At 71.3% G+C, this 23,657-nt stretch carries 25 protein-coding genes and 1 tRNA gene; 9 read left to right on the top strand and 17 right to left on the bottom strand.

What is annotated here, in order from left to right; translation table 11 throughout:
* The first annotated feature begins 35 nt into the window (after positions 1–35).
* Positions 36–2,765: an FtsK/SpoIIIE domain-containing protein gene (locus ABZX11_RS05640; RefSeq protein ID WP_354910186.1), complete on the top strand. Its 2,730-nt coding sequence runs from the start codon at positions 36–38 to the stop codon at positions 2,763–2,765.
* A complete protein-coding gene (locus ABZX11_RS05645; RefSeq protein ID WP_354910189.1) occupies positions 2,762–3,166 on the top strand; it encodes a hypothetical protein in 405 nt (134 codons plus the stop codon). Before ABZX11_RS05640 ends, ABZX11_RS05645 begins: the two co-directional genes overlap by 4 nt.
* On the opposite strand, the gene ABZX11_RS05650 is transcribed toward ABZX11_RS05645, so the two are convergent.
* The 6 genes from ABZX11_RS05650 to ABZX11_RS05675 form a co-directional block, all read right to left on the bottom strand.
* Complete coding sequence (locus tag ABZX11_RS05650) at positions 3,163–3,498, bottom strand: YbaB/EbfC family nucleoid-associated protein (protein WP_354910191.1); 336 nt, start codon at positions 3,496–3,498, stop codon at positions 3,163–3,165. The two genes, ABZX11_RS05645 and ABZX11_RS05650, sit on opposite strands and share 4 nt — an antisense overlap.
* A complete protein-coding gene (locus ABZX11_RS05655; protein WP_354910193.1) occupies positions 3,495–3,812 on the bottom strand; it encodes a hypothetical protein in 318 nt (105 codons plus the stop codon). Before ABZX11_RS05655 ends, ABZX11_RS05650 begins: the two co-directional genes overlap by 4 nt.
* Positions 3,809–4,375 carry a hypothetical protein gene (locus ABZX11_RS05660; protein WP_354910195.1) on the bottom strand — a complete coding sequence of 189 codons (567 nt, stop codon included), beginning with the start codon at positions 4,373–4,375 and terminating at the stop codon, positions 3,809–3,811. Before ABZX11_RS05660 ends, ABZX11_RS05655 begins: the two co-directional genes overlap by 4 nt.
* Entirely contained in the window at positions 4,375–5,556 is a 1,182-nt protein-coding gene (locus ABZX11_RS05665) for a putative T7SS-secreted protein (protein ID WP_354910198.1), read from the bottom strand. The genes ABZX11_RS05660 and ABZX11_RS05665 overlap by 1 nt, the downstream gene beginning before the upstream one ends.
* The gene (locus tag ABZX11_RS05670; RefSeq protein ID WP_354910200.1) at positions 5,553–6,104 is read right to left on the bottom strand and encodes a hypothetical protein; all 552 of its coding nucleotides are present in this window, start codon (positions 6,102–6,104) and stop codon (positions 5,553–5,555) included. The genes ABZX11_RS05665 and ABZX11_RS05670 overlap by 4 nt, the downstream gene beginning before the upstream one ends.
* Positions 6,105–6,236: 132 nt before the next feature.
* The gene (locus ABZX11_RS05675) at positions 6,237–8,702 is read right to left on the bottom strand and encodes an endonuclease/exonuclease/phosphatase family protein (protein ID WP_354910203.1); all 2,466 of its coding nucleotides are present in this window, start codon (positions 8,700–8,702) and stop codon (positions 6,237–6,239) included.
* Between the two features lie 126 nt (positions 8,703–8,828).
* On the opposite strand from ABZX11_RS05675, the gene ABZX11_RS05680 reads away from it, so the two are divergent.
* Complete coding sequence (locus ABZX11_RS05680) at positions 8,829–9,734, top strand: CapA family protein (protein WP_354910205.1); 906 nt, start codon at positions 8,829–8,831, stop codon at positions 9,732–9,734.
* 291 nt (positions 9,735–10,025) lie between these two features.
* Here ABZX11_RS05680 and ABZX11_RS05685 read toward each other — a convergent pair whose 3' ends face one another.
* Positions 10,026–10,472: a limonene-1,2-epoxide hydrolase family protein gene (locus tag ABZX11_RS05685; RefSeq protein WP_176174201.1), complete on the bottom strand. Its 447-nt coding sequence runs from the start codon at positions 10,470–10,472 to the stop codon at positions 10,026–10,028.
* A 16-nt stretch (positions 10,473–10,488) separates the two neighbouring features.
* A complete protein-coding gene (locus tag ABZX11_RS05690) occupies positions 10,489–11,409 on the bottom strand; it encodes a TauD/TfdA family dioxygenase (protein ID WP_354910208.1) in 921 nt (306 codons plus the stop codon).
* A gap of 307 nt (positions 11,410–11,716) precedes the next feature.
* On the opposite strand from ABZX11_RS05690, the gene ABZX11_RS05695 reads away from it, so the two are divergent.
* Both ABZX11_RS05695 and ABZX11_RS05700 read left to right on the top strand, forming a co-directional pair.
* Positions 11,717–12,028 (top strand): hypothetical protein, encoded by a 312-nt coding sequence (locus ABZX11_RS05695; protein WP_254897075.1) that lies wholly within the window; start codon positions 11,717–11,719, stop codon positions 12,026–12,028.
* A complete protein-coding gene (locus ABZX11_RS05700) occupies positions 12,025–12,597 on the top strand; it encodes a hypothetical protein (RefSeq protein ID WP_354910211.1) in 573 nt (190 codons plus the stop codon). Before ABZX11_RS05695 ends, ABZX11_RS05700 begins: the two co-directional genes overlap by 4 nt.
* Here the strand turns inward: ABZX11_RS05700 and ABZX11_RS05705 are convergent.
* The 5 genes from ABZX11_RS05705 to ABZX11_RS05725 form a co-directional block, all read right to left on the bottom strand.
* Positions 12,590–13,372, bottom strand: coding sequence for an NAD(P)H-binding protein (locus tag ABZX11_RS05705; protein ID WP_354910214.1), 783 nt, complete (start codon positions 13,370–13,372; stop codon positions 12,590–12,592). The genes ABZX11_RS05700 and ABZX11_RS05705 overlap by 8 nt on opposite strands.
* Positions 13,373–13,432: 60 nt before the next feature.
* Positions 13,433–13,882, bottom strand: a complete 450-nt coding sequence (locus ABZX11_RS05710; RefSeq protein WP_354910216.1) for a hypothetical protein — start codon at positions 13,880–13,882, stop codon at positions 13,433–13,435.
* A 279-nt stretch (positions 13,883–14,161) separates the two neighbouring features.
* A tRNA-Ser gene (locus ABZX11_RS05715) sits at positions 14,162–14,249 on the bottom strand.
* Between the two features lie 52 nt (positions 14,250–14,301).
* A complete protein-coding gene (locus ABZX11_RS05720) occupies positions 14,302–14,730 on the bottom strand; it encodes a nucleoside deaminase (protein WP_176174195.1) in 429 nt (142 codons plus the stop codon).
* A 23-nt stretch (positions 14,731–14,753) separates the two neighbouring features.
* Positions 14,754–15,236 (bottom strand): tRNA adenosine deaminase-associated protein, encoded by a 483-nt coding sequence (locus ABZX11_RS05725; protein WP_199198884.1) that lies wholly within the window; start codon positions 15,234–15,236, stop codon positions 14,754–14,756.
* A gap of 77 nt (positions 15,237–15,313) precedes the next feature.
* Between ABZX11_RS05725 and ABZX11_RS05730 the strand changes: the two genes are divergently transcribed.
* Positions 15,314–16,543, top strand: coding sequence for a M20 family metallopeptidase (locus ABZX11_RS05730; protein WP_354910219.1), 1,230 nt, complete (start codon positions 15,314–15,316; stop codon positions 16,541–16,543).
* Here the strand turns inward: ABZX11_RS05730 and ABZX11_RS05735 are convergent.
* Entirely contained in the window at positions 16,540–18,489 is a 1,950-nt protein-coding gene (locus ABZX11_RS05735; RefSeq protein WP_354910221.1) for a phosphocholine-specific phospholipase C, read from the bottom strand. The two genes, ABZX11_RS05730 and ABZX11_RS05735, sit on opposite strands and share 4 nt — an antisense overlap.
* Positions 18,490–18,694: 205 nt before the next feature.
* Between ABZX11_RS05735 and ABZX11_RS05740 the strand changes: the two genes are divergently transcribed.
* From ABZX11_RS05740 to thrS, 3 genes are all read left to right on the top strand, one after another.
* Entirely contained in the window at positions 18,695–18,955 is a 261-nt protein-coding gene (locus ABZX11_RS05740; RefSeq protein WP_354910223.1) for a hypothetical protein, read from the top strand.
* Between the two features lie 7 nt (positions 18,956–18,962).
* A complete protein-coding gene (locus ABZX11_RS05745; RefSeq protein WP_354910225.1) occupies positions 18,963–19,430 on the top strand; it encodes a heme-degrading domain-containing protein in 468 nt (155 codons plus the stop codon).
* Positions 19,431–19,593: 163 nt separating this feature from the next.
* On the top strand, positions 19,594–20,823 hold the full coding sequence (gene thrS / locus ABZX11_RS05750; protein WP_354910228.1) for a threonine--tRNA ligase: 1,230 nt from the start codon (positions 19,594–19,596) through the stop codon (positions 20,821–20,823).
* Here the strand turns inward: thrS and ABZX11_RS05755 are convergent.
* The 3 genes from ABZX11_RS05755 to ABZX11_RS05765 all read right to left on the bottom strand — a co-directional run bounded on the left by ABZX11_RS05755 (position 20,753) and on the right by ABZX11_RS05765 (position 23,426).
* Entirely contained in the window at positions 20,753–21,595 is an 843-nt protein-coding gene (locus ABZX11_RS05755) for a MerR family transcriptional regulator (RefSeq protein ID WP_354910231.1), read from the bottom strand. The two genes, thrS and ABZX11_RS05755, sit on opposite strands and share 71 nt — an antisense overlap.
* A 113-nt stretch (positions 21,596–21,708) precedes the next feature.
* Complete coding sequence (locus ABZX11_RS05760) at positions 21,709–22,536, bottom strand: ABC transporter permease subunit (RefSeq protein WP_354910233.1); 828 nt, start codon at positions 22,534–22,536, stop codon at positions 21,709–21,711.
* Complete coding sequence (locus ABZX11_RS05765; protein ID WP_354910235.1) at positions 22,533–23,426, bottom strand: sugar ABC transporter permease; 894 nt, start codon at positions 23,424–23,426, stop codon at positions 22,533–22,535. The genes ABZX11_RS05760 and ABZX11_RS05765 overlap by 4 nt, the downstream gene beginning before the upstream one ends.
* Positions 23,427–23,657 lie beyond the last annotated feature (231 nt).

Consider the following 23,657-nt stretch of genomic DNA (forward strand, 5'->3'; position numbering starts at 1 on the left):
TCCTTTGAGGGGACACCTTTTTCTTGGGGACGCCGATGGCCAACAAGTCAGCCGAGCAACGCAACCGGGTCGAGACCGCGCTCGACCGGGTCCGCCACCAGATCGGGCTGGTGCTGGGCGCGGCGGCCGGAGCGCGCCAAGCCGCGGAAGCCGACCTCGCGAAGCTCCAGCTGGAGCAGGACATCGTGAAGATCGGCATGAACCACGCGAGTGCCGAGCAGCAGAACGAGTGGTCACGCCACCCGGCGGCACACGAAGTGTTCGGCGCGCTCGGGACCGTGCGAAGCGCTTTCTACACCGACTGGAGCCAGGGCCCCGCCACCCTGCGGGAACTGGTCGCGCAGAACGCACCCGGCCCGGCCGGGCTGCCGCCGGGCGACTGGCTCGGCACGGTCGGCCACAACGCCGGCCTGACCTCGCCCGGGCTGTGGCGCGTCGGCTCCGCGACCGCCGCCGGCGGTGACGCGACCCGCACGTTCGACGTCGCCGTCCCGCTGCTCGACGAGTCGCACCTGGCGATCACGTCGGCGCCGAAGACCCGGCCGGTGATCGACGGCATCGTGCAGAACCTGCTGGTCCGGGTGCTGTCCACGTTCGAGCCCGGCACGGTCCGCGTGCACCTGTGGGACATCGGGCAGCTGACCGCGATCCTGCCCGACCTGTACCCGCTCAGTCACACGAGCGCACTCTCGCTGTACGACCCGGGCCGGCTCGAAGACCTCCTCGACGAGCTGGCCGGCCACATCCGGCGCATCCACGCCAGCTGCATGTCCGCCGGGTACACCTCCCTGCGGGAGATGCGGAAGGCGACCGGGCAGCGCGGCGAGCCGTACCGGATCGTCGTGCTCTACGGCAACGGCGAGACCCTGGAGCCCGAGCGCGCCCGCGACCTCAAGCGCGTCGCGAGCGGGGCGCTGGCCGCCGGGATCTGCCTGATCATGGTCGACGTGCCGACCGCGGTGAGCGCGCCGGTCGAGACGCTGAGCCTGCTCGACGACCGGCACGCGATCAGCAGCATGACCGGCACCGACCTGGTCGTCGACCTCGATCCCGCGATGCCGTCCGCGCAGGTGATCCGCGCGGTCGACAAGATCGCCAAGGCGCTGATCGCCAAGCAGGGCGGGCCGCGGTCGTTCGACGACCTGCTGCCGACCGAGCTGGGCCAGGAGAACTCGGCCCGCGAGCTGCGGGCCCCGGTCGGGTTCTTCGAAGGCGAGCCGGTCGAGGTGGTGATCGGCGACGCCAGCCCGCACGCCCTGATCGGCGGACCGTCCGGTTCGGGCAAGACCAACTTCCTGTACGCGCTGCTCGGCAGCCTCGCGGCCCGGTACGACCCCGGCGAGCTGGCGCTGTACCTGCTGGACTTCAAGGAGGGCGTCTCGTTCGCCGGCCTGGCGCCCGGCCGCAAGGACGCGAGCTGGCTGCCGCACGCGCGGCTCGTCGGCGTCAACGTCAACACCGACCGCGAGTTCGGCCTGGCGCTGCTGCGGTTCCTGGCCGACGAGCTGCGGCGCCGGTCCGCGGCGGCCAAGGAGCACGAGGTCACGAACCTGGCCGACCTGCGCGAAGCCGACCCGGGCGGGCACTGGCCGCGGATCGTCGCGGTGATCGACGAGTTCCAGTACCTGTTCGCCGGCCGCGACCAGGTGACCGCGACGGCGACCCAGCTGCTGGAGGACATCGCGCGGCGCGGCCGGTCGCAGGGCATCCACCTGGTGCTGGCCAGCCAGGACGTCGCCGGCATCGAGGCGTTCTGGGGCAAGCCGGCCGTGTTCGAGCAGTGCACGCTGCGGATCGCGATGCCGAAGGCGCGGCGCGTGCTGGCCGAGACGAACAACGCGGCGGTGTCGGCGCCGAAGTGGCACGCGGTGATCAACCACGACTCCGGGGTCGCGCACGGCAACCAGCTGGCCCACATCCCGGACGCGAGCAGCAAGAACGTGTTCGTCCGGCTGCAGCGCCGGTTGTGGGACGAGTACGCGGGCCACTTCCCGCGGCCGCGCCTGTTCGACGGCGCGCACCAGCCGGTCCTGGAACAGTTCCCGGCCTACCTGGACCTCAAGCCGAACTCGAAGCCGCGGGCGTTGCTGGGCCAGTCGATCGACGTGACCGAGACGGCGTGCGGCGTCGACCTGCCGCGGGCACCGGGCCGCAACGTCGCGGTGCTCGGCTCGGCGACCGCCGAAGCACTGTCCATCATGGACTCGGCGGCGCGGTCGCTGTCCCGGCAGTACGAACCGGGCGAGGTCGAGTTCATCCTCAGCTGCCCGATCGAGGCGTGCGCCGACGCGGCGATGGAGCTGGCCGCGCGGTTGCGCGACGACAACCACGCGGCGTCGCTGGTGGAGGACCTGACCGGCGTCCTGGAGTCGATGACCGGCTCGATGTCGGGCGGCGCGAAGGTGCTGCTGCTGTACGGCGTCGACGCGGCGTTGCCGTCGCTGGAGGCGAAGGCGGTCGGCCAGCTCAAGAGCGGCCTCGACCACCTGCGCGTGGTGCTCAAGCAGGGGCCGGGCCACGGCATCCACACGATCGGCTGGTGGCGCAGCATCGCCCGGCTCAAGGACACCCTGGGGTTCGCCGGCACCGACGACATCGGCACGTGGGCCGCGCTCGACGTCCAGGGCAATGAGCTGTCGCCGTTCGCGGCGGGCCAGGTGGTGCACTGGTCACCGCGGCCGGGCCGGGCGTTGTTCTTCGACCGCACCACCCACGGCGCACCCGAAGTGATCATCCCGTTCCAGCGTCCGGAGAACGCGCAATGACCGACGACGCCACCGCGGCCATGCGGTACAAGGAGATCATCGCCCTGTCCCGGGGTTCGGCGGAGAACCTCCGGGAGTGGGAAATGGCCCGCGCGGAAGCGCTGGACGCGGAGATCGAGGCCGCCGAGGCGGCGATCGAGGTGGCGACCGAGCGCGAGGCACGGGCGGCCGAGCGGGCGACGCGCTGGTGGAAGATGGCGCTGCACAACATCCAGGGCCTGCCGTGGCTCGCCCCCGGCGACGACCCACGCCCGGTCCCGACCGCACGTGCGGCGTACCTGGAGCGGTACCTCGAGGAGGTCAAGCCGAGCTACCAGGAGCTGGTCCAGGCGGTACTGGGACTGGGGTGGCGCGCGAAGCGGGCGGCCGCCAAGCGGGGCGAGCAGCCGCCGCCGGTCTAGACGTCGAACACCGTGTCGTAGGGATCGTCGTCGTCCACCGGAGGGTGCGGCTCCGCGGCCGGCGGCGCACCCGGTTTGCCTCCGGCGGCTTCTCGGATGGCGGCCGTGATGGCCCGGCTCAACGTGTCGGCGTCGGACCGCAGTGCCTCGGGGGCCAGCCGCACCTCGTTGACGACTCCGTCCGGCCCGGCCAGGACGGTGACGGTCCGATCCGGCGAGACGACGGTCGTCTGGCCGCTCCCTGCCAGGAGGCGCCGGTTCTCGGCCTTGCGGTCTTCGATCTGCCTGAGCTGCCAGCGCATTTCCTCGATGAGCTGTGCGGTGTCGGTCATGCCAGTCTCCCCGGCTGGTACGGCGTGTAGACGAACTCGTAGTACTTCCAGACCCGGTGGTCGATCAGCGAGTAACCCCGGCTGTACGCGACGCGGAGCATGTCCTCCACGGACAACCCGAGTTCCATCTTCCGGATGCACACCTGGTTGCGGCCGTCGAGCTGCGCGGCCAGCCGCGCCATCTGCTTCTCGCGCGACTTGGTCGCACGCAGGGCACGGACGATCGTCACCGTCATGCCGGCCGTGACCAAGCCGCCACAGAACACGAAGCCGACGACGGATCCGATCGTGGAGGCGACGGAGTCTCCCGTCATCGGTCCACCGGCCCGCCGCGAAGGCTCCATGCCACCTTCGCTGTCGCCTCGGCGACAGCCGGCCAGGCGTCCTCGGACTCCGCGACCACCGAGAGGATCACCACGGACCGGCCGTCCGGCAACGGGATCTGGTACTCGGCCTTGATCTGCGTCCGGACGTCCCGCTCGGGCAGGCGGAACTCACCGCCGCTGATCGCGACGACGGCCGGGCCGATCGGCAGCCGCACCGGCTGGACCACCGCGTGCTTGTGGCGGGCGCGGTACTCCTCGGCCATCGCCGCCACCACGGCGTCCCGGTTGCCGGGTGCCGTCTGCGGCCACCGGGCCACGCCGAGCGTCAGGGTGGCGACGTCACCCTTCCGCGGGCCGACAGCGAACTTGCCGAATACCCGGACGCCGTTGGCCTGCATGGCCGGGACCAGTGCCATCAGGTAGCTGCCGAACTCTTCGACGCTGGCCGCGGAGCCCTCGGCGGCCATCCAGGCGTGCCTGCGGTCGAGCCGGTCGTCGCGGCCCACCGGCAAGCCGGCGAACCCGGGCGGCAGGTCGATTTCCAGAGGCATCAGTTCCACACCTCGTCTTCCGCACGCTGACGGCGCCGCTCCGGCGCGTTGTCGGCCTGCATCCCGGCGTCGGCGGCGTTCCAGAACGCCACCCCGGCCCAGGAGATGCCGGCCGCGGCCAGCTGGTCGGGGTTCTTCGGCAGCCAGTAGTTCATGAAGTCGTCCAGCGGGCTTTCGAACTCGTCGCCGCCGAAGAGCTCGCCGATCTCCTGCTCCCGGAGAAGGCCGTAGGTGGCCCCCTTGACCGCCCAGTCCGGCACACCCGGGACGGTGCCGAGCAGCGTCGTCGTGACGCCCGCGGCATCGAAGACCAGGGTCTCGGGCGCCACGTCGGCCCCCGCCGCGGCGGCCACGCCGTGCCCGGCGAGTGCGGCGAGCCCGAGCTCGCCGCCCACCGCGCCGACGACCGTCCCGGCCGGGTCGGGAAGGAAGTCGCCGGCGACGCCGAGGAAGTTGCCGAGGTCACCGACCACGTCCGAGACCTTGGCGAGCACCTCCGCGTGGTCCTGGACGAAGTTCCACGCCTCGTCGACGCTGTCGGCGAGGGTGTTCGACAGGTCGGCAAGTGCCCCGCCGACGGCGTCGCCGAGCTTGTCGAGGACGTCCGGCTCGTCGGGCGCCAGCTCCTTCGCCTGCCGCAGCTGTGCGGCGACCCGGGCCGCGGCGTCCGTGTGCTCCTGCCGGAGCTGTTTCGCGGCGTCTTGGACGTTCCGACAGCCGTCGATGGCGGCTTGGAGCTGCTCGCCGGCGTTGTCGAGGAGGCGCTGCGCGATCCGGAGGGACGGCGGGTCGGGGAACGTCCGGTTCGCCAGGGCGAGGTCCGGGTTCGCCCGCGCCTGCTCGGCCGCCCGGGCCGCGGCCTCCGCGCGGGCCTCCAGGTCGGCAGCACGTTTCTGCAGGTCGCCGAGGGTCTGCGCCCAGCTTTCGAGCGCATCGGCGGCCGCACCCATCGAGCGGGCAGCGCCTTCGAGGTACGGCGGCAGCGGCCCGACGCGGCGGGCGAAGGCCTCGCTCGCTTCGCCCTGCCAGATGCCCTGCTTGCGGACGATCTGCCGCAGCGAGTCGTCCGCCTCGGTCAGGTCCTCGCTCACCGCGCGGTACTTGACGGCCAGGTCGGTGACGCCGTCGAGATCGCCGGGCGCCGGGTCGAAGCCCAGGGCCGGGAAGTCGCGGGCGGTCATCGGCCGAGGCCGTTCAGGAGGTCGGTGATGCCGCCGGTCGCGCCGCCACCGATAGGACGGTCATCGGCGGCCGGGCCGGCCAGCCGATCGATGCCCGGCACTCCGCCGGTGTAGCCACCACCCACCGGCCCGTCGCCCAGGTCAGCGCCCGGACCACTCCGCCCGCCCGGCCCACCGATCCCCGGCACCCCACCCGGGTAACTCCGTCCAGCCGGCGGCAACTGCCCAGGCGGCCCGCCCGAGCCCAGCACCGCGGCTCCGAACTTCCCCAGCTCACCCCCGAACTCGGCCTCGATCCGCTCGTACTTTCCCTTCGCCGCCTCCAGCCGCTCGGTCACCCCCGCGGCCGCCTCCCCCAACCGGCCGATCCCGTAGCCCCACGCCTCCTCGAACTCCATCCCCGCCCGGCCCAGCTCCGCCGTCCCCAGCGAGCCGAACGCCCCACCCCCGCCGAGCTTCCGGTTGGCCTCCGCCATCCTGTCCGCCGCCGTACCGAGGTCGGCGATGAGCTTGCCCAGCTCGTCGACCTTCACCGCGTAGCCGTCCACGCCACCCTCCCCTTGTGGTCCCGTCCACCGTAAGACGGCCCCCGGCGGGTAGCGGTTTCCTTGTCACCCGAAGGTGTCAAACGCGAACAAGGCCACCCCCGGACCCGGGAGTGGCCTTGCCGCGCGGGAAAACTACTTGCCGAACACCTGCTCCAGCCAGTCGAGGAAGTCGTAGACGCCGTCCTCGATCGGGTTGCCCGCGCCCGGCCGGAAGCGGAGCACCTGCGGGTCGTGGTCGCTGGCCTGGTCGGCGAACTCCGCGTTGATGTGGACCACGTCGTAGTCCACCCCGCGCGGCGCCTTCGACGCCAGGATGTGGTCCAGCACCTGGGATTGGCCCTCGAACACGTAGCTGTACCGCTCCGCCTCGGGCACCGAAGCGATCAGGTCCTTCAGCGCACCACCGGCGGTGAGCGTCTGGACCGCCGGCGAGAACGGGTAGTCGTTCAGGTCACCGGCGACCACGATGTTCGCGCTGCGATCGGCCGCCAGCAACGAGTCGACGAACCCGCGCAGCACCGTCGCCTGCTTCGCGCGCTGCACCTCGGAACTGCGCGTCGGCGGCTGGAAGCGGCCGTGCGTCGGCTGGTCGCCGCCCTTGGAGTTGAAGTGGTTGGCGATCACGAACACCGTGCGGCCCTTGAACACGAACTCACCGGCCAGCGGCTTGCGGCTGGCCGTCCACGCTTCGTTCGTGGGGTCGACGCGGCCCGGCGACGCCGTCAGGTGCACCTTGCCGCGCTCGCGCACCACGCCGACCGCGGCCGTCGACGTCCCACCCGGACGGTCCACAAAGGACACGCGGGCCGGGTTGAACAGGAACGCCACGCGGATGTTGCCACCCGGCTGCCCGCCGTCCTGGTCGTTCACCGGGTCGATCTCGCGCCACTGGTAGCGCGGGCCGCCCTTGGCCACGATCGCGTCGGTGAACTTCTGCAGCGTCTGGTCGGCGGTGACGGTGCCGTCGTCGGTCGCGCCCGTGTTGTCCTGGATCTCCTCCAGGTTCACGATGTCCGGCGTCGCCAGGTGCGTCACGATCGCCTCGCCGAGCCGGTCGTACTTCGCCTGCGGGTCGCTGGGCGCCAGGTTCTCGACGTTGTACGTCGCGACGGCGAGCTCGCCGGTCCGCTGCTTGCGCGTGGTCTCGCCCTGCAGCCCGTTGTCCTTTTCGGTCCCGAGCACGCTGGCGAACAGCGTGTAGCCACCGAAGTTGCTGTACTCGACCGGGCCGGACGTGGTGCCGGTCAGCACGTCACCGACGTTGAGCTTCGGGAACGGCCGCTGGTCGAACGGGATCAGCGACGAGACCTTCATGACGCCGCTGTTGAGCTGGTCGTAACCGAGGTAGACGCTGCCGCCGCGGACCGACCGGTGCTGGTCCGGCTTGGACGTCACGTACAGCTCGTTGAACGAGTTCGACGGGCCGACCACGCGGGCGTCGCTGATCGAGACGATCTCGCTCTCGTGCGCTTCCCAGAAGTCGAGCGCGTACTGCGTCGGCTCCAGGGTCAGCGGCTCGATGTTCCCGCCGGGCGACGGCGCGTACGTCGTCGGCACGGTGTCCGGGTTCAGCACGGTCGGCGCCGGGAGGGCGTTGCCGTGCGAGTCGACCGTCCACTGTGCACTGCTCAGCTCGGTGAGCGACTGGTAGTTCGACGTCGCGGGCGCGTCCGGGTAGAACTCGCGGACGGTACCGGTCGCGGTCACCGCGTCACCGACCGCGACGGCCGGGCTCGTCGAGCCGGTGAAGACGAACAGGCCCTCGCTGGTGCGCGGGTCGTTGTCCGGGTTCGGGTCGGTGAGCCAGAACCCGCGAGACGAACCGAAAGTCCGGGTCGCGGTGACGACGCCGGTGACGCCGGAGACTTTCTTGTCCTTGAAGGGCGAAATGCGGGTGGTGCCCTGGATGTCGTGGATCTTCGCCGGGGTCGGCGCCGGGCCGGTGTCCCCGCCGGTCGACTCGCCCGCGGTGTTGGTCGGCGTCGGCGCGCCGGCGGTGAAGTCGGCGGAGTTGTCGTCGGTGTCGGCCAGTGCCGCACCGCGCGCGACGGACGTCGTGTTCGACGGCGCCGCGGTCGGGCTGCCCTCGCGCACGGTCGCCGCGCCGAACCCGACGAGGTCCTTGATCCGCGCGTCGGCGGCGCAGTCGGCGACGGTCTTGCAGGTCAGCGCGGTGGTGCCGGAGACGAGGGCGATCGTGCCCGCGGTGGCCGACATCGCGATCGTGCCGGTCACGTCCGGCGTGGGCAGCTCGACGGTGCCGCCGGCGCCCTTCCCCTCGGCCACGAGGTAGCGGCCGCCCGGCGCGACGCTGCCGGCCAGCGGCGTCACCTGCCAGGTGCTCGACGGGCTCGCCGAGCCGGGCAGGTACTGGACGCTGAAGCCGGCGAGGCTCGCGGCGGCCGCGCCGCGGTTGGCGAGCTCGACGAAGTCGCTGGTGAGCGTCGCGCCGGAGTTGCCACCGCCGCCGTAGACCTCGGCGATGACCGCGTCGGCGCTGGGTGTGGCGAGCGCGGCCGGTGCCGCCACGCCGCCGAGCACCAGGCCCGACGCGACGGCCACCGTGAAGGCGGCCTTGGATCTGTGGGTCTTGGTCACCCTGAGTCCCCTTTGTGCTTGAACAGTCGTGGCATAGTCCCCCGAACAAGTGAGGAGGAGGAAGACAAAGATGCAACGATTCGTAACAACTACTTTCGTCGTCACTCACTCGGCAGAGCAGGTTTCGTGATCACGCTTGTCCTCGGCGGAGACGTCACCATCCCGGCCCGGACCGCCTCCGCGGCCCCGTTCGACCGGCTGAAACCGCTGCTCGAAGGCGCCGACGTCCGGTTCGTGAACCTCGAAGGCCCCGTCGACGCGGCGGCGGCCGAAGCGCTCAGGTCGACCGGGGTCGACGTCGTCTCGGTCGCCAACGACGCCCCGCACCCACCGGCGAGCCTCGCGGTCCTCGAGCAGGCCCGAATCGCGCACTGCGGCGCGGCGCACACGCCCGCAGTAGTCGAGCGATCCGGCGAAACGGTCGCATTCCTCGCGTACACGTCACTTCGCCGCCCGTTCGCCGCGCCCGCCGAATTCGCCGGGGTCGCGCAAGCGTTTGCGACGACGGCGTACCAGCCGGACCCGCACGTCGCCGAGATCCCGGGCCGCCTGCCGCTCGTCCGGACCCTGCCCGTACCCGAGCACCTGGACCGGCTGGTCGACGACGTCCGCACGGCCAAGGCCGCCCACGACCACGTCGTCGTTTCGATGCACTGGGGCCTCCCGGGCGCCGACCTGACCGAGTACCAGGTGACATACGGCCGCGCGGCGATCGACGCCGGCGCCGACCTGGTCGCCGGACACGGCTCGCACACCATCCAGGCCGTCGAGGTCTACCGCGGCCGCCCGATCCTCTACGGCCTCGGCAACCTCCTCGCCGACCGGTCGGACGGGCTGCTGGCCGGCTGCATGTTCGGCGAGGAACTGCGGCTCGAACTGATCCCGGTGCGGCGGAGTGCCGACGGCCAGTGCGAGCCGCTCGCCGGGGACGAAGCGGACATGGTGCTGCGGTACGTCGCGGACGTCTCGGCGCAGCGTTCCACGAAGGTGACCGTCCAGAGCGGAATCGCATCGGTATCCGTTGGCGCGTAACGGATTGCGCCTGCTCTGTGACAGCCGGACACGACCCTGTCACCCATCCGGCGCATCTGCCTTAAATGAAGGTCAAGGCTGGGAACAACCGGCGTGAAGCGGCGGTACGGTCTGCGTGAGCCGCCGGAAAAGTGGCACAGACCACTCCCCGACAGCTCGCGGTCGGCACGACACGGGGGGAGGGAGAACGATCATGTGGGGGCTGATTGTTCTCAGCTGCGTGTTCGTGCTGGTGCTGGGGATAGCCGCGGTCGTGGACCTTCGGGACCACGACCGCGGCGAGCACCGGGTCTAGCGCACCGCCTGCCTCGTCCGGTACTTGCCGAGCAGCGTCCGCGCGCCGGCCAGTGCCACCCGACCGGCACCCTTCGCGCTCGCGGCGAGCACCGTCGTCCAGTCGAAGTAGTCGCGCCAGAGCACGATCCGGCCCGCCTCGACCTCGAACGTGCCGCACACCCAGAACTCCGCTTCCCACGCGCCGCGGCGCAGCACGTCGGTGCGTTCGGTGAGCACGACGTTGCCGTCCGCGGCGATGTGGTGGGTCCTCGCCTCGAACCCGGAGCCGTACTTGGCCATCGCCCGCAGTTGTTTTTCGAAGGCCGCGATGCCGCGGGCGGGCGGCAACGGCACGTTCTGGTACACGATGTCACTCGCCGCGAACGTCAGCGCGCGGTCGACGTCGAGGTCTTCGAGGGCCTGGAGGAAACCGGTCACCACTGCCTTGGGTTCATCGGTCATGCGTCCAGGCTACGGCTCAGTAGGGCCGGTCGCCCGCGATGGCGACGCGCTCCGCGATCCGGACGTGCGGGTGGTAGTCGTTGACCGCGTAGTGCTGCGTCGCGCGGTTGTCCCAGAACGCCACCGAGTTCGGCCGCCAGCTGAACCGGACCTGGAATTCGGGCGTGTGAGCCTGCAGGAACAGGTACCGCAGCAGCCGGTCGCTCTCGGCGCGGTCCAGCCCGACGATGTGCGTGGTGAACGCCTGGTTGACGAACAGGGTGCGCCGCCCGGTCTCCGGGTGCGTCCGGACCACCGGGTGCGTCACCGGCGGGAAGCGGTCCTGCCACCGCGCCAGCAGCGCGGGATCCGAGAACCGGTCGAAGCCGGGGAGGTAGTCGTGCACCGCGGTGAGCCCGTCGATGCGGGCGCGGACGTCTTCGGGCAGGTTGTCGTAGGCCGCGGCCATGTCGGCCCACATCGTGTCGCCGCCGACGGGCGGCACCTCGATCAGCCGCAGCACCGAGCCCAGCGCCGGTTCCGGCCGCCAGGTGACGTCGGTGTGCCAGATGTTCTCGTAGCCGGGCATGGCCGCGGTGCGCTCGAAGCGCGTGACGGCTTCGTCCTCACCCTGCGGGATGAACGGGTTGGTCTCCAGTTCGCCCCAGTTCGCGGCGAACGCGCGCTGCTGCGCCGAGGTGATGTCCTGGTCGCGGAAGAACAGCACCTTCCACGCCAGCAGGGCGTCGTTGAGCTCTTCGCGCAGGCCGGGGTCCACCGGTGCGCCGAGGTCGACGCCGTCGACCTCGGCCCCGATCACCCGGCCCAGCGGGCGGAGGGCGAAGCGCTCGTACGGCTTTTGCTGCGGTTCCCGGAGAATCCGGGGGCCTTCGACGATGCCATCCGCGGGCGTGACCGCCTCGCGCAGCTGAATCCGGGCAGGAACGTCTACGGACATGGTTGCGCTCCAAGGGTTTCGGGGGAATCGGACGCCGGTTTGCGTCAGGCGGGCGGCGAACCCAGGCGGCCGCGGCGCAGCAGGAGCGCCACGACGCCCTCCCCGATCGACCGCGCGAAGACCCGGATCGGCGTGCTTTCCGAGGTGGCGGGCATGTGTCCATGGTCGCTTTCTTCCCGAGGTGCGGTCAAGACGTCCACCTGGTGGAACGCGGGCAACGCCGCAGGTCACCGCGATGCGGGCGGCTCGGGAGCATGAGGCAAGATCTTCCCCGATCGGGTGAGCGCCCTTGATGACGGAGGTCCCCATGCCGGAAGGCAGAGGCTCGCGGATCTACCCGGACCGGCTCCGCGCCGCGGCCGACCTGCTGGACCAGGCCGCGGCCGCCGACGACAAGGCGGCGGGACGGTTCGCCGAAGCCCGCGTCGATTCGACGCCGTTCGGCATCTCGCCGCAGGCGCGTGAGCTGACCGCGCGCTGGGCCACGGCGCTGGCGGCGCGCGAGGCGGACGCACGCGTCCTCGGCGACGCGACGTCCGACCTGGCAGGCCGGCTGCGCATGGCGGCGGTCAGCACCCGGAGCACCGGGTTCCGGGGGCGGTTAGCGGTGGCCCCGTGACCGCTGAGGTCTTCGAACACCCGGCGCTGTCGTCGGCCGCGGCCCGGCTGGCCGCGTTGCGCGCGGCGGCCGGACGGCTCGGCGTCGCGGACCCGGTGGCGGCCCTGCGGCACCTCGACTGCGCACCGGCGTCGATCCGCACGTCCGCCTCGGCGGTCGACGCCGGCGCGCTGGGCGTGACGTCGGCGCAGGAGGAGTTCCGCGCCGGCGTCGAGCGCGCCGAAACCGGCGGCAGCGCCGAGACTTTCGGCACCTGGGCGGACACAGTGGACGGTCAGTACGCCGAGGCGGCCCGCGCGGCCGCGGCCACGGCGGCGCTGGGCGCCCGCATCGCCGACCGGCTGGACGAGCTGGCGGTGGCCGCCGCCGACGAGGTGTCCGAGCTCGCGTCCGCCGCCTCGCCATCGATCGACGCGGTGCTGGCGGGCGACCGCTCGGCCGAGGTGGTGAGCGAGGTCGGCGCCACGTGCGCGGCGGTGGTCCGGGCCGTGCAGGACAAGGTCGCGGCGCTGACCGCGCTGGCGGCCGAGCTGGAGCCGTTGACGGCCCCGGTCGTCGAGCTCAGCTGAAGTGCTCGCGGGCCCACTCCGCGAAGGGCCGCGCGGGATGTCCGGTGACGCGGGGGACGTCCAGCGAAACGGGTTCCGGGTCCTCGACGAGTGACGCCCAGTGGTGCACCGCACTGGCGGCGAAATCCGCACCCAGGTACCGGCTCAGCTGCGCAATCGCCTCTTCCGGCGGCTGTTCTTCCCACGTGACGGGCTTTCCGAGCGCCTCGCCGATGAGCCGCACCTGCTCGGCCTGCGCGATGGCTTCCGGGCCGGTGACGAGGTAGGTCTGCTTCGCGTGGTCCTCGGTGAGCGCCCTGACGGCCATGTCGGCGACGTCGCGTTCGTGGACAACGGACCGTTTCGCTTGCCCGTAAGCGGCGCGGACCACGCCGGTGCCGACCTGCTGCGCCCAGGCGAGCGCGTTGGAAGCCAGGCCGGTGACGCGGAGGAAGGTCCAGTCGTCGGTGACCCTTTCGACGGCGGCCTCGACGTCTCCCCAGACGCCGCCGTGTTCGGCGGACATCGCGGAGAGGTAGACGATTTTCCTGCCCTGGAACGGTTCCAGGGTCCGTGCGATGCCATCGGCGGCGAAGAGCGGCCAGAGCAGATAGACGGCGTCGACACCATCAGCGGCTTCGGAGGGGGCGGTGATGTCCCCCTGGACGACCTCGACGCCGGACGGCGCCTTGGCACGGTCCCGGACGAGAACCCGGGTGCCGACGCCGGCGGCCCTCAGCCCCGCGACGACGTGGCGTCCGGTGTGGCCGGTGGCGCCGGTGACGAGAACGGTCATGGGTGCGCTCCTCGTGATCAGCTGGTGCCGTCCACGCTCACACTTCAAGAGCCCTTCAAGTCAAGCGCCCAGTTCATCCCGCGCAGCATCGAGGAAGGCGACCTTCGGGCCCTTGAGGTGGTCCCAGAGCGACCCTTCGGCCGGCTCCTGCCAGAGGACGTGGTCCAGCGCTTTCACGTAGGCACGGGCCAGGCCGTGCAGGCGGCCGGAGAACAGGACGTGGATCATCCGTTCGCACACCCAGAGCTCATCGACGACATCGAGGGCAGCTGACTTCCAGGACGGCTCCTCCGCACGATCCTCGGCCGCCCGTTCGGCCTGCTGGGCCACGCGGACGAACTCACGCAGGAGGTCAAGCTGCTCTTCACGCCGCTTCTCGGCCCGCTCGGCGGCCAGCCGCCGCTGCTCACTGCGCTCGTTGCGGCGTTGCACGCTGGTCTGCACGAGGTAGGAGAGCCCACCGCCGAGCAGCACGCCGGCCAGGGACAAGAGCGCGAGCCACACCTGCATGCCGCACTTCTTACCAAAGCAGAACGCCCGGCGTCCTCGCTTGGCGGCAGGTGACCAGTGCTGTGCTTCGCCCCGCCGCGCCGGCGAGGCAAAGCGCGGAAACCGTTTCGATGGTTTTCGGTAGCTCGATCGCCACACTGCGGCAGATGGTCGCGTACCAACGCGTGAGGCCGCGGTGAGATCGCATCGGAGGGACGATGCATTACCCAGGCCATCCGAGCCGGGACAGCAGAACGCCCGGCGTCCTCGAAAGGATCACCGGGCGTCTGGTGAAAAGAGCGGTGGCGGTGGGATTTGAACCCACGGACGGGGATTAGCCGTCACACGATTTCGAGTCGTGCTCCTTCGGCCGCTCGGACACGCCACCGCCGAGAACAATACCGGAGGCCCTCGGCACCCCTCACGAGGGGTCCGCTAGCTCAGCGGCGGGTCGCGAAGTACGTCTCCAGCAGCCCCGCGCACTCGTCCACCAGAACACCGCCGTGGACCTCGGGCCGGTGGTTGAGCCTGCGGTCGCGGACCACGTCCCACAGCGAGCCCACCGCGCCCGTCTTGGGCTCCCATGCCCCGAACACCAGCCGCTCGATCCGGGCCAGTACCAGTGCGCCCGCGCACATCGTGCACGGCTCCAGCGTCACCGCCAGCGTGCAGCCCTCCAGCCGCCAGCCGTCGCCGACCGCCGTTGCCGCCGAGCGGAGGGCCAGGATCTCCGCGTGGGCCGTCGGGTCGCCCAGCTCGGTGCGCGCGTTGCGAGCCGCGGCCAGCGGGACGCCGTCGGGGCCGAACACCACCGCCCCGATCGGCACGTCCGAGCCTGGGGCCCGCGCCGCTTCCAGCGCGGCCTCCACGGCCTCGGTGTCGGAAGGGCGTCTCAGAGCTCGTCCAGGAGCTTGGCGAACTCGCTGCCGAACCCGCAGCGCTGCGCGACCATCTGCAGCTGCTCGTCCGGGTACAGGTCGACCTCGCCGACGATGACCTCCAGCTCCGGCCCGGGCAGCCCCAGGTCGGCCAGGATCTCCAGGTCGCCCTCGGGCCAGACGGAGTCGTCCTCCTCGTCCGGTGGGTCGACGCGCAGGACGTCGAGGACGTCCGCCGCGATGTCGTAGTCCAGCGCCGCCGCCGCGTCCGAGAGCAGCAACGACGGCCCCCGCGGACTCGGCCGGACGATCACGAAGAACTCGTCGTCGACCGCCAGCAGCCCGAAGCTCGCGCCGGTGGAACGTAGTTTGCCCAGTTCCGTGATCGCCGCGTCGAGCTCGGTCAACGCCCCCGGGTCCAGCGCACTGCACCGCCACCGACCGTCTTCTCGGACCACAGCCACCGCGAAGCCCGTGACCGGCTCTTCCACCGCCATGCGCACACCGTATTCCGCCGGTCGATCTCGCGCACGCACGGTGCGCCCGAAGCGCCGCATGCGGCACTATCGGGACCATGACCGGCCCCACTGACCTGCCCACCTTGCCCGGCACGCCGTTCGCCGGGCTCCTCGACGACGCGCGGGCGCTGCAGGACCGCACGGTCGCCCTCCGGCGGGCCGTGCACCGCCACCCGGAACAGGGCCTGCACCTGCCGCGCACGCAGGCGGTGATCCGGGAGGCCCTCGACGGCCTGCCGCTCGAGATCACCGAAGGCAAGGCCACGACGTCGCTGACGGCCGTCCTGCGCGGCGCGCGGCCCGGTCCGGCGGTGCTACTGCGCGGCGACATGGACGCGCTGCCGCTGACCGAGGAAACCGGCCTCGACTTCGCGTCGGAGGACCCGGAGTCGATGCACGCGTGCGGGCACGACACGCACGTCGCGATGCTGGCCTCGGCCGCGCGGCTGCTCGCGGAGCGGCGGGAGCAGCTGGCCGGGTCGGTCGTCTTCATGTTCCAGCCGGGTGAGGAGGGTCACCACGGCGCCCGGTTCATGATCCACGAAGGCGTCCTCGACGCGGCCGGCCCGCGGGTCGAGCGCGCGTTCGGCGTGCACATCCTCGCCAACGCGCGCTCCGGGCTGCTGCAGCTGCGGCCCGGTCCGCTGATGGCGTCGGCGGACTCGTTCCACGTGCGCGTGACCGGCAAGGGCGGCCACGGCTCCGCGCCGCAGTACACGATCGACCCGGTGCCGGCCGCGGCGGCGATGGTCGGGGCGCTGCACACGATGATCACGCGCCGGGTCAGCGTGTTCGACCCCGCGGTGCTCTCGGTGACCCGGATCCAGGCCGGGACGACGTCGAACATCATCCCGGAGACCGCCGAGCTCGAAGGCACCATCCGCACGCTGTCCGAGCAGACGCGCGCGCTGGTCCGCGCCGAGCTGCCCGCGGTGTGCGAGCAGGTCGGCGCGGCCTACGGCTGCCGCGTGGTCGCCGACGTCGAGCCGGGCTACCCGGTGACGGTGAACGACGACCGGATCGCCGCCGAGGTGCTGGAGCTCGGCGCGGCCGTGCTGGGCCGGGACAACGTCGAGCTGCTCGCCGACCCCCTGATGGGCGCGGAGGACTTTTCCTACGTCCTGCAACGCGTTCCCGGCGCGTACGCGTTCCTCGGCGCGTGCCCGCCCGGCGTCGACCCCACGGAGGCGGCGGCGAACCACTCCAACCGCGTGCTCTTCGACGAGGACGCGATGCCCAGCGGCGTCGCGATGCTCGCCGCGTTCGCGCTCGACGCGCTGCGTTAGGGCCCGGTCCGCGACGGCCTGCCGTCTTCCAGATGGCCGGCGAAGCGGCGGCGCCAGCCGAGGTTCTCGAACGTGACGTCGTACCAGCCGTTGCTCGTCGGCACCGGGAAGTCGTGCGTGCCGCCCGGGGGCAGGGTGACGTCGTTCAGCGTGACCGGTGCCGCGCCGCCGTTGGTCACCGTGACCCGCAGTGCGGGCGCACCGGTGTAGGTGACGACCGCGTCGAGGCCCAGGCCACCCGAGGCCTCGACGATGAAGCCGTTCGGGCCGTGGACGGCGACGTCGTACGTCCCGCTGTGCGCGACTTCGCCGGTCAGCTCGCTCTTCGAGCCGACGTCGAAGCGTTGTGACGTCCCGCCCGCGTGGTAGGCGTACGCGGCCAGCTGCAGCGCGTGCGTCCCGTGGTTGGCCAGGTGCAGCCTGAGGACGTTCGCCTCGGCGGTGACCCACGCGACCGGCTGGTACGGCAGTGGGCGCGCCTTCGCCGTACCGGGCTCCTGCACCAGGGCAGCCGGCCCCAGCCCGGGCTTCGGCAGCCGTCGCTGCGTCCGGTCGGCTTCGGCGCGCAACGCGGCCGCGTCCGGCAGCAGCGGGATGGTCGTGTCCGGGTTGCGGAAGTCGAAACAGCTGGTCAGGTCGCCGCAGATGGTGCGGCGCCAGGCCGAGATGTTCGGCTCGCGGACGCCGGTCCAGGTTTCGAGGAAGCGCAGCACCGACGTGTGGTCGAAGACCTGCGAGTTCACCCAGCCGCCGCGGCTCCACGGCGAGACGACGGTCATCGGCACGCGCGGGCCGAGCCCGATCGGGACGGGCGCGCCGGACGGCCTGCCCTTCTCCGGCCGGTTCCCGGGCAGGTACTCGCCGGGGGTGCCGGGCGGCGGCGTCGGCGGGACGACGTGGTCGAAGAAGCCGTCGTTTTCGTCGTAGTTGATGAAGACGATGGTCGACTCCCACAGCTGCGGGTTGTCCCACAACGCTTTCAGCATGCGCTGGATGTACGCGGCGCCGTCGACCGGCCGGGCCGCGGGGTGCTCGCAGTAGCCGTACGGGGCCACCACCCAGGAGACCTCGGGCAGCGTCCCGGCCGCGCAGTCCGCGAGGAAGTCCGCCAGCACGTGGTCGAGGTCCTTCCCCTTGCCCGAGTCGGGGAGGAGCTTCTTGCGCAGGTTCGCGCGCTCGGCCAGCCGGCGCTTCACCGGGTCCATCGAGTACAGCGCGTCGTGGAAGTTCTGGAACAGCCAGAGCGGGTTGTCGCCATAGTCGCCGACGAAGTGCTCGGGAACGCCGCGTTCTTCGTCGTTCGCGTAGATCCGCCACGAGACGCCCGCTGCTTCGAGCCGCTCGGGGTAGGTCGTCCAGCGGAACGAGGGCTCGTAGTCCGGCGCGTTGTGCGTGGCGGGACCACCGGCGAGGCCGTCGGGGTCGATCGTGCCGGTCCAGTGGTAGAGCCGGTTCGGGTGCGTCGGGCCCTGGATGGAGCAGAAGTAGTGGTCGCACAGGGTGAACGCGCTCGCCAGAGCGTGCTGGAACGGGAGGTCGTCGCCGGTGAAGTAGCCCATCGTCATGGGCGTCTTCGCCGCGATCCAGCGGTCGTAGCCGCCGTCGTTCCACGCGCGGTGCGTGCTGTTCCAGTCGTGCGGCAGCTCGCCGAGGTCTTGACCGTCCACTACGGACGTGTCGATGCGGAACGGCTGCACCGGGCCGCCCTTGTCACCGCGCTGGCGAAAGACGTCACGCAGGGCCGCGCGGTCGCCGAAGCCGCGGACGCCGGCCATGGTGCCGTAGTAGTGGTCGAACGACCGGTTCTCCTGCATCAGCACGACGACGTGCCGGACGTCCTCGATCGTGCCCTTCCGCGGCGCCGGTGCGCAGGCCGCGGACAGCGCGCCGGCCGCCGTGACCGCGGCCGCGCCGCCCAGCACCGTGCGGCGACGGATCCGGCCCATGCGTCACCTCCTCGTCCCCAGGTCAACGAGCCGCCGGAGGGGTAGGTTCACCACCGAGAGGTGAGGCCGTGCTCAACTCAGCGGAATTGGTCGCCTTCGCACCGTCGACCGACCTCGAGCGCTCGCGCGCCTTCTACACGGATGTCGCCGGGCTCGAGTTCATCGAGCAGACCCCTTCGCGTGCGTCTTCCGCAGCGGCGCCACCATGCTGCGTGTCACCGCCGTCGCCGAGTTCACGCCGCAGCCGTTCACGGTGCTCGGCTGGGCAGTCCCGGACATCCGGGCGGCGGTGGCCGAGCTGCGTGGCCGTGGCGTGGAGTTCCTCACCTACGACACGGTGCCACAGGACACCGACAAAATCTGGACCACGCCGGGCGGCCGGATCGCGTGGTTCCCCGATCCGGACGGCAACGTGCTGTCACTGACCGAGTTCGCCCCTGGTAATTACACAACAGTGTTGATTTAATAGGGTCATGACCGAAGCCGACCGCCTCGCCCAGCTCGCCGAGCAGGAGGAACGCCTCCAGTTCACGAAGTTCGACAACGAGACCGCGCTCGCCCTCGGCCGGCAGATGCTGGACGCCGCCCAGGAACGCGGGCTCCCGGTGACGATCTCGATCCGGCGCAACGGCCAGCGCCTCTTCCACGCCGCACTGCCCGGCACCTCGGCCGACAACGACGCCTGGATCGACCGCAAGAGCCGCGTCGTCGACCGCTACGGCCACAGCTCCTTCCTGATCGGGACCCAGTTCCGCGCCAAGGGCGGCTCGTTCGAGGAGCACTCCCGGCTCGACCTGGACCAGTACGCGGCCCACGGTGGCGTCTTCCCCGTGCTGGTGCGCGGGGTCGGGCCGGTCGGCACGGTCGGCGTGTCCGGGCTTCCGCAGGCCGACGACCATGCCTTCGTCGTCGAGCAGCTGGAGCTGTTCCTCGGGACCTGAAAACGACTGGTGGCCGCTGCTACCGTCGATCTCATGAAGCGCGCTGCACAGACGACGACGCCGAGGACTGTCCCGGCGCGCTGAACGACGTTTCCAGCCCGGGGCGGGTGCCCCGGGCTTCGTTCTGTGGTCTCCCGCCTCGCCGTCCACGAGGGAGCCCACCATGCCCGACCACCGCAAGCTCGGCCGCGAGCTCGGCCTGTTCGGTACCGACCCGCTGATCGGCGCCGGCCTGCCCTACTGGCTGCCCGACGGCGCGATCGTCCGCCACAGCCTGGAGGAGTACGTCCACGGCCTCGAACGACGTGCGGGCTACCGGCACGTCCATTCGCCGGTGCTCGCCAAACGCGAGCTGTACGAGATCTCCGGGCACTGGTCGCACTACCGCGACGACATGTACCCGCCGATGGACGTCGGCGGCGAGCAGCTCGTGCTCCGGCCGAGCCTGTGTCCGCACCACGCGCTGATCTACCGCTCCCGAGGCCGCAGCTACCGCGAGCTGCCGCTGCGGATCGCCGAGATCGGCGGGATGTACCGGGCCGAGCTGTCCGGCGCGCTCGGCGGCCTGAACCGGGTGCGCGCGATCCAGCTCAACGACGCGCACGTCTTCTGCCGCCTCGACCAGGTCGAAGCCGAGGCCGCCGCCGCGCTGGCCCTGATCCGGCAGGCTTACGACGCGCTCGGCATCAGCCCGCTCCGCTACCGCCTTTCGCTTCCCGGCCCCGACGGCAAGTATGTGCCGGGGAAATGGGATGAAGCCGTGGCGATCCTCCGTTCTGTGCTGGACGGCCTCCCGTACGAGGCCGTCGAGGGTGAAGCGGCGTTCTACGGGCCGAAGATCGACGTCCAAATCGCCGACAGCGCCGGCCGCGAATCGACCCTGTCCACCGTCCAGGTCGACTTCCACCAGCCCGCGCAGTTCGGCCTGGAGTACGTCGGCGCCGACGGGGCGAAGCACCGGCCGGTCATGGTCCACCGGAGCATCATCGGCAGCGTCGAGCGCGCGGTCGCCCAGCTGATCGAGGTCCACGGCGGTGCGTTCCCGGCCTGGCTCGCGCCCGTGCAGCTTCGGCTGCTGCCGGTGTCCGCCGCCGAGCTGCCGTACGCCCAAGCCGTCCTGGACCGGTGCGGTGACCTCCGGGCGGAGATCGCCGCCGACGGCAGCCTCGGCGCGCGGATCCGAGACGGCCGGCTGGTGCCCTACCAGGCCGTGATCGGGCCGCAGGAGGTCGCCGCCGAACAGCTTTCAGTGCGGCTGCGGGACGGAAGCCGCCTCGACGCCCGACCGGCGGAGGACGCGCTGGCCTCGATCCGGGACGCGGTCAGGCTGCCATGGCCTCGGCCAGCCAGTCGAATGCGGGAGCCAGGCTTTCCGGTGCCGCCCAGCCGTTGATCACCCCCAATAGCTCCACATAGCGCTCGCGGCGCGGATCGCTGACGACGCCGAGCCATTCCCGGAGCTCGCCGGGATCGCGCCCCAGACCGTCGACGATCGCCTTCGCCGCCGGGGACTTCGGCACGACCGTGGCCATGACGGCCGGGGTGACGGCGTCCCGCACCTCGGCCGCCAGGTCGCGACGCAGACCCGCGACGTGGCCGTCCGCGAGCCGGCGCAGGTTCGCGCGGAACTCCGTGTCCCGCATCAGCGCGGCCAGCTCGATCCACGCCTCGGCCTGCTCCGGGCTGGGTTGCTCGGGCAGCTCCGGGGTCAGGGTGCGGGCTACTCCAGCCAGCTCGGGCCGATCGCCCAAGGCGTCGGCGAGGAAGTCACCGATCAGGCACTGCCGCTCCACTTCGGACAGCAGGACCCGCTGGTGCGCGAGCCCCGCCTCTTCGGGGTGCGAGCCGCGGTTCGCCACGGCGTTCAGTACTGCCCTTCGCCGGCGCAGCACGCCGATCTGCGCCTCCACCGACACGGCGTGCTCCGCCGCCACCTCCGCGACGGTGGTCTCTCCCTCGATCACCCGCCGGATGGTGGCCAGGTCGATTCCGAGGTCGCGAAGGATGCGGATGACGTCGAGCCGGGCGAGCGCGGCGTCGTCATAACGGCGTTGGCCCGCGGCGTTGCGCCCGGACGGCGGCACCAAGCCGCGATCCGAGTAGAACCGGACGGCCTTGACCGTCAGGCCGGTCCGGTGAGCGAGTTCGCCGATCGAATACTGCATGTCACCAGCCTGGCAGCTCCCCTCGGGGGAGGCGCAAGACCAGCGGATTCGCTCGATCGTGTTGATCATGCGTTCGACTTTTCGCGGTACAGTCGAACGCATGAGCGAACGGGTCAGGCCTCCTCCCGGATCCGGGTCACCAGCTGGGTCGGGTTCACGAACCGCAACGCAATGAGAAGGAGCACGAGCATGGAAGCGGTGTAGATGGCCGCCATGGCGTCGACGGACTGGTTGGCGCGGATACCGGCGGCGAACACGGAGTTGTAGAGCGCCACCACGAGGGTCGTCGAGTCCGGGCCGGCGGTGAGGAACGTCAGCTCGAACATGCCGACCGTGCGCACCAGCACCAGGATCGAGGCGGCCAGGATCCCGGGCAGCAGCAGCGGGCCGAGGATGCGGGTGAACACCGAGACGGTCCGCGCGCCGGACATGCGGGCCGCGGCCTCGATCTTCGGGTCGATCTGCTCGATGAACGGCGTCATCGTCAGCACGACGAACGGCACCGAAGGCACGAGGTTGGCCAGGATGACGCCGGTGGTCGTGCCGGCCAGGTGGAACTTGTACAGCACGGTGGCCAGCGGGATGCCGTAGGTGATGGGAGGGATCAGGATCGGCAGCACGAACAGCAGCATCACGAGGCGCTTGCCGGGGAACGAGCGGCGGGCCAGCGCGTAGGCGGCCGGGACGCCGACCGCCACCGACACGGCGATCACCACGAGTGCGACGACCGCCGTCGTGAGGAGGACGTCCGAGAGGCCGAACTCACGCCAGGCGTCGGCGTACCAGTGGGTGGTGAAGCCGTCCGGAAGCCAGGTGCCGAACCACTGGGTGCCGAACGAGTCGACGACCACCGAAAGCACGACGCCCGCGAGGTTGACGAAGAAGAACACGACGACGGTCCAGACGACCCAACGTCCGGGACGTGCGACCCAACCGGTCATCCCTTGCCTCCGGTCGCTCCGCGGTACAGCGTGCCGCGCCACGCCATGACCAGGCCGATGACGATCAGCATGACCACCGCCATCAGCATCGCCACGGCCGAGCCCATCGAGTAGTCGTACTCCTCGAACGCGGCGTGGTAGGCGGCGATCGAGATGACGCGGGTCTCGTTCGCGGGGTCGCCGACGAGCTGGGCGGAGGGGAACACCGAGAAGGCCATGACGAACGAGAGGCAGAAGGTGATCGCCAGGCCGGGCGCCAGCAGGGGCAGCGTGATCCGCCGGAAGCGCTGGACGCCGTTGGCCCCGAGCGTCGCGGCCGCCTTCTCCAGGGAGGGGTCGATGCCCGAGAGATAGGACAGCGTGAGCAGGAAGGAGAACGGGAAGCCGGTGATCACCAGGGAGAGGAGCACACCGGTGTAGTTGTGGATCAGCGGCAGCGGCTGGTCGGTGACGCCGAGGACGGTGAGCATCTTGTTCAGCCAGCCCGCCGGGCCGCCGTACATGATCAGGCCCTGTGCGGTGAGCACCGTGCCGAGCGTGATCGGCACGACGAGGATCGTGGTCAGCAGGCGCTTGCCACGGACGCGGCCGCGCATCACGTAGGCGATCGGGATGCTGGCGAGCACGTTGATGAAGGTGGCGGGCAGGGCGATGCCGAGCGTCGTCCAGATGGTGTCGCGCAAATAGGGGTCGCTGAAGAAGCGCGCGTAGTTGGCGAAGACGCCGCCTTTGCGCGGGGCGAACGAGAGCTGGAGGCCGTAGAGGAAGGGGTACAGGAACAGGCAGGCGGTGACGAGCAGGCCGGGCACCAGGAGCAGCAGGGTCCGATCGACGCCACGTTCGGCGAGGCGGTGCCGGAGCGCCGGCCGAGCAGCCGCGACGGCGGTCATGCCGCACCTCCCGCACCAGACGCGGCACCAGCCGACGCAAGCCGGGTGGTGGCGGATCTCGCGGCACCAGCCAGCGCAAGCTGGGCGGCGGCGAACCTCGCGACAGCAGCCGACGCAAGCGGGTCGGCAGCGGACCCCGCGGCAGCAGCCAACGGACGCCGGGCCGTGGCGGACCTCGCGGACGCAGTCACCTCAAGCCGAGCGGCGGCGGATGTCGCGGCGCCCTGAACT

Source organism: Amycolatopsis sp. NPDC004169 (genome assembly GCF_040610315.1).
Taxonomy (GTDB): Bacteria; Actinomycetota; Actinomycetes; order Mycobacteriales; family Pseudonocardiaceae; genus Amycolatopsis.

Excerpts from the sequence above, each read along its gene's own strand:
- ABZX11_RS05650 (WP_354910191.1), bottom strand. The coding sequence starts at position 3,498 with ATGACCGACACCGCACAGCTCATCGAGGAAATGCGCTGGCAGCTCAGG.
- thrS (WP_354910228.1), top strand. The coding sequence starts at position 19,594 with ATGCCCGACCACCGCAAGCTCGGCCGCGAGCTCGGCCTGTTCGGTACC.
- ABZX11_RS05765 (WP_354910235.1), bottom strand. The coding sequence starts at position 23,426 with ATGACCGCCGTCGCGGCTGCTCGGCCGGCGCTCCGGCACCGCCTCGCC.
- ABZX11_RS05745 (WP_354910225.1), top strand. The coding sequence starts at position 18,963 with ATGACCGAAGCCGACCGCCTCGCCCAGCTCGCCGAGCAGGAGGAACGC.
- ABZX11_RS05655 (WP_354910193.1), bottom strand. The coding sequence starts at position 3,812 with ATGACGGGAGACTCCGTCGCCTCCACGATCGGATCCGTCGTCGGCTTC.
- ABZX11_RS05665 (WP_354910198.1), bottom strand. The coding sequence starts at position 5,556 with ATGACCGCCCGCGACTTCCCGGCCCTGGGCTTCGACCCGGCGCCCGGC.
- ABZX11_RS05705 (WP_354910214.1), bottom strand. The coding sequence starts at position 13,372 with ATGACCGTTCTCGTCACCGGCGCCACCGGCCACACCGGACGCCACGTC.
- ABZX11_RS05690 (WP_354910208.1), bottom strand. The coding sequence starts at position 11,409 with ATGTCCGTAGACGTTCCTGCCCGGATTCAGCTGCGCGAGGCGGTCACG.
- ABZX11_RS05755 (WP_354910231.1), bottom strand. The coding sequence starts at position 21,595 with ATGCAGTATTCGATCGGCGAACTCGCTCACCGGACCGGCCTGACGGTC.
- ABZX11_RS05695 (WP_254897075.1), top strand. The coding sequence starts at position 11,717 with ATGCCGGAAGGCAGAGGCTCGCGGATCTACCCGGACCGGCTCCGCGCC.
- ABZX11_RS05725 (WP_199198884.1), bottom strand. The coding sequence starts at position 15,236 with ATGGCGGTGGAAGAGCCGGTCACGGGCTTCGCGGTGGCTGTGGTCCGA.
- ABZX11_RS05660 (WP_354910195.1), bottom strand. The coding sequence starts at position 4,375 with ATGCCTCTGGAAATCGACCTGCCGCCCGGGTTCGCCGGCTTGCCGGTG.
- ABZX11_RS05710 (WP_354910216.1), bottom strand. The coding sequence starts at position 13,882 with ATGCAGGTGTGGCTCGCGCTCTTGTCCCTGGCCGGCGTGCTGCTCGGC.
- ABZX11_RS05645 (WP_354910189.1), top strand. The coding sequence starts at position 2,762 with ATGACCGACGACGCCACCGCGGCCATGCGGTACAAGGAGATCATCGCC.
- ABZX11_RS05640 (WP_354910186.1), top strand. The coding sequence starts at position 36 with ATGGCCAACAAGTCAGCCGAGCAACGCAACCGGGTCGAGACCGCGCTC.
- ABZX11_RS05685 (WP_176174201.1), bottom strand. The coding sequence starts at position 10,472 with ATGACCGATGAACCCAAGGCAGTGGTGACCGGTTTCCTCCAGGCCCTC.
- ABZX11_RS05760 (WP_354910233.1), bottom strand. The coding sequence starts at position 22,536 with ATGACCGGTTGGGTCGCACGTCCCGGACGTTGGGTCGTCTGGACCGTC.
- ABZX11_RS05735 (WP_354910221.1), bottom strand. The coding sequence starts at position 18,489 with ATGGGCCGGATCCGTCGCCGCACGGTGCTGGGCGGCGCGGCCGCGGTC.
- ABZX11_RS05740 (WP_354910223.1), top strand. The coding sequence starts at position 18,695 with ATGCTGCGTGTCACCGCCGTCGCCGAGTTCACGCCGCAGCCGTTCACG.
- ABZX11_RS05730 (WP_354910219.1), top strand. The coding sequence starts at position 15,314 with ATGACCGGCCCCACTGACCTGCCCACCTTGCCCGGCACGCCGTTCGCC.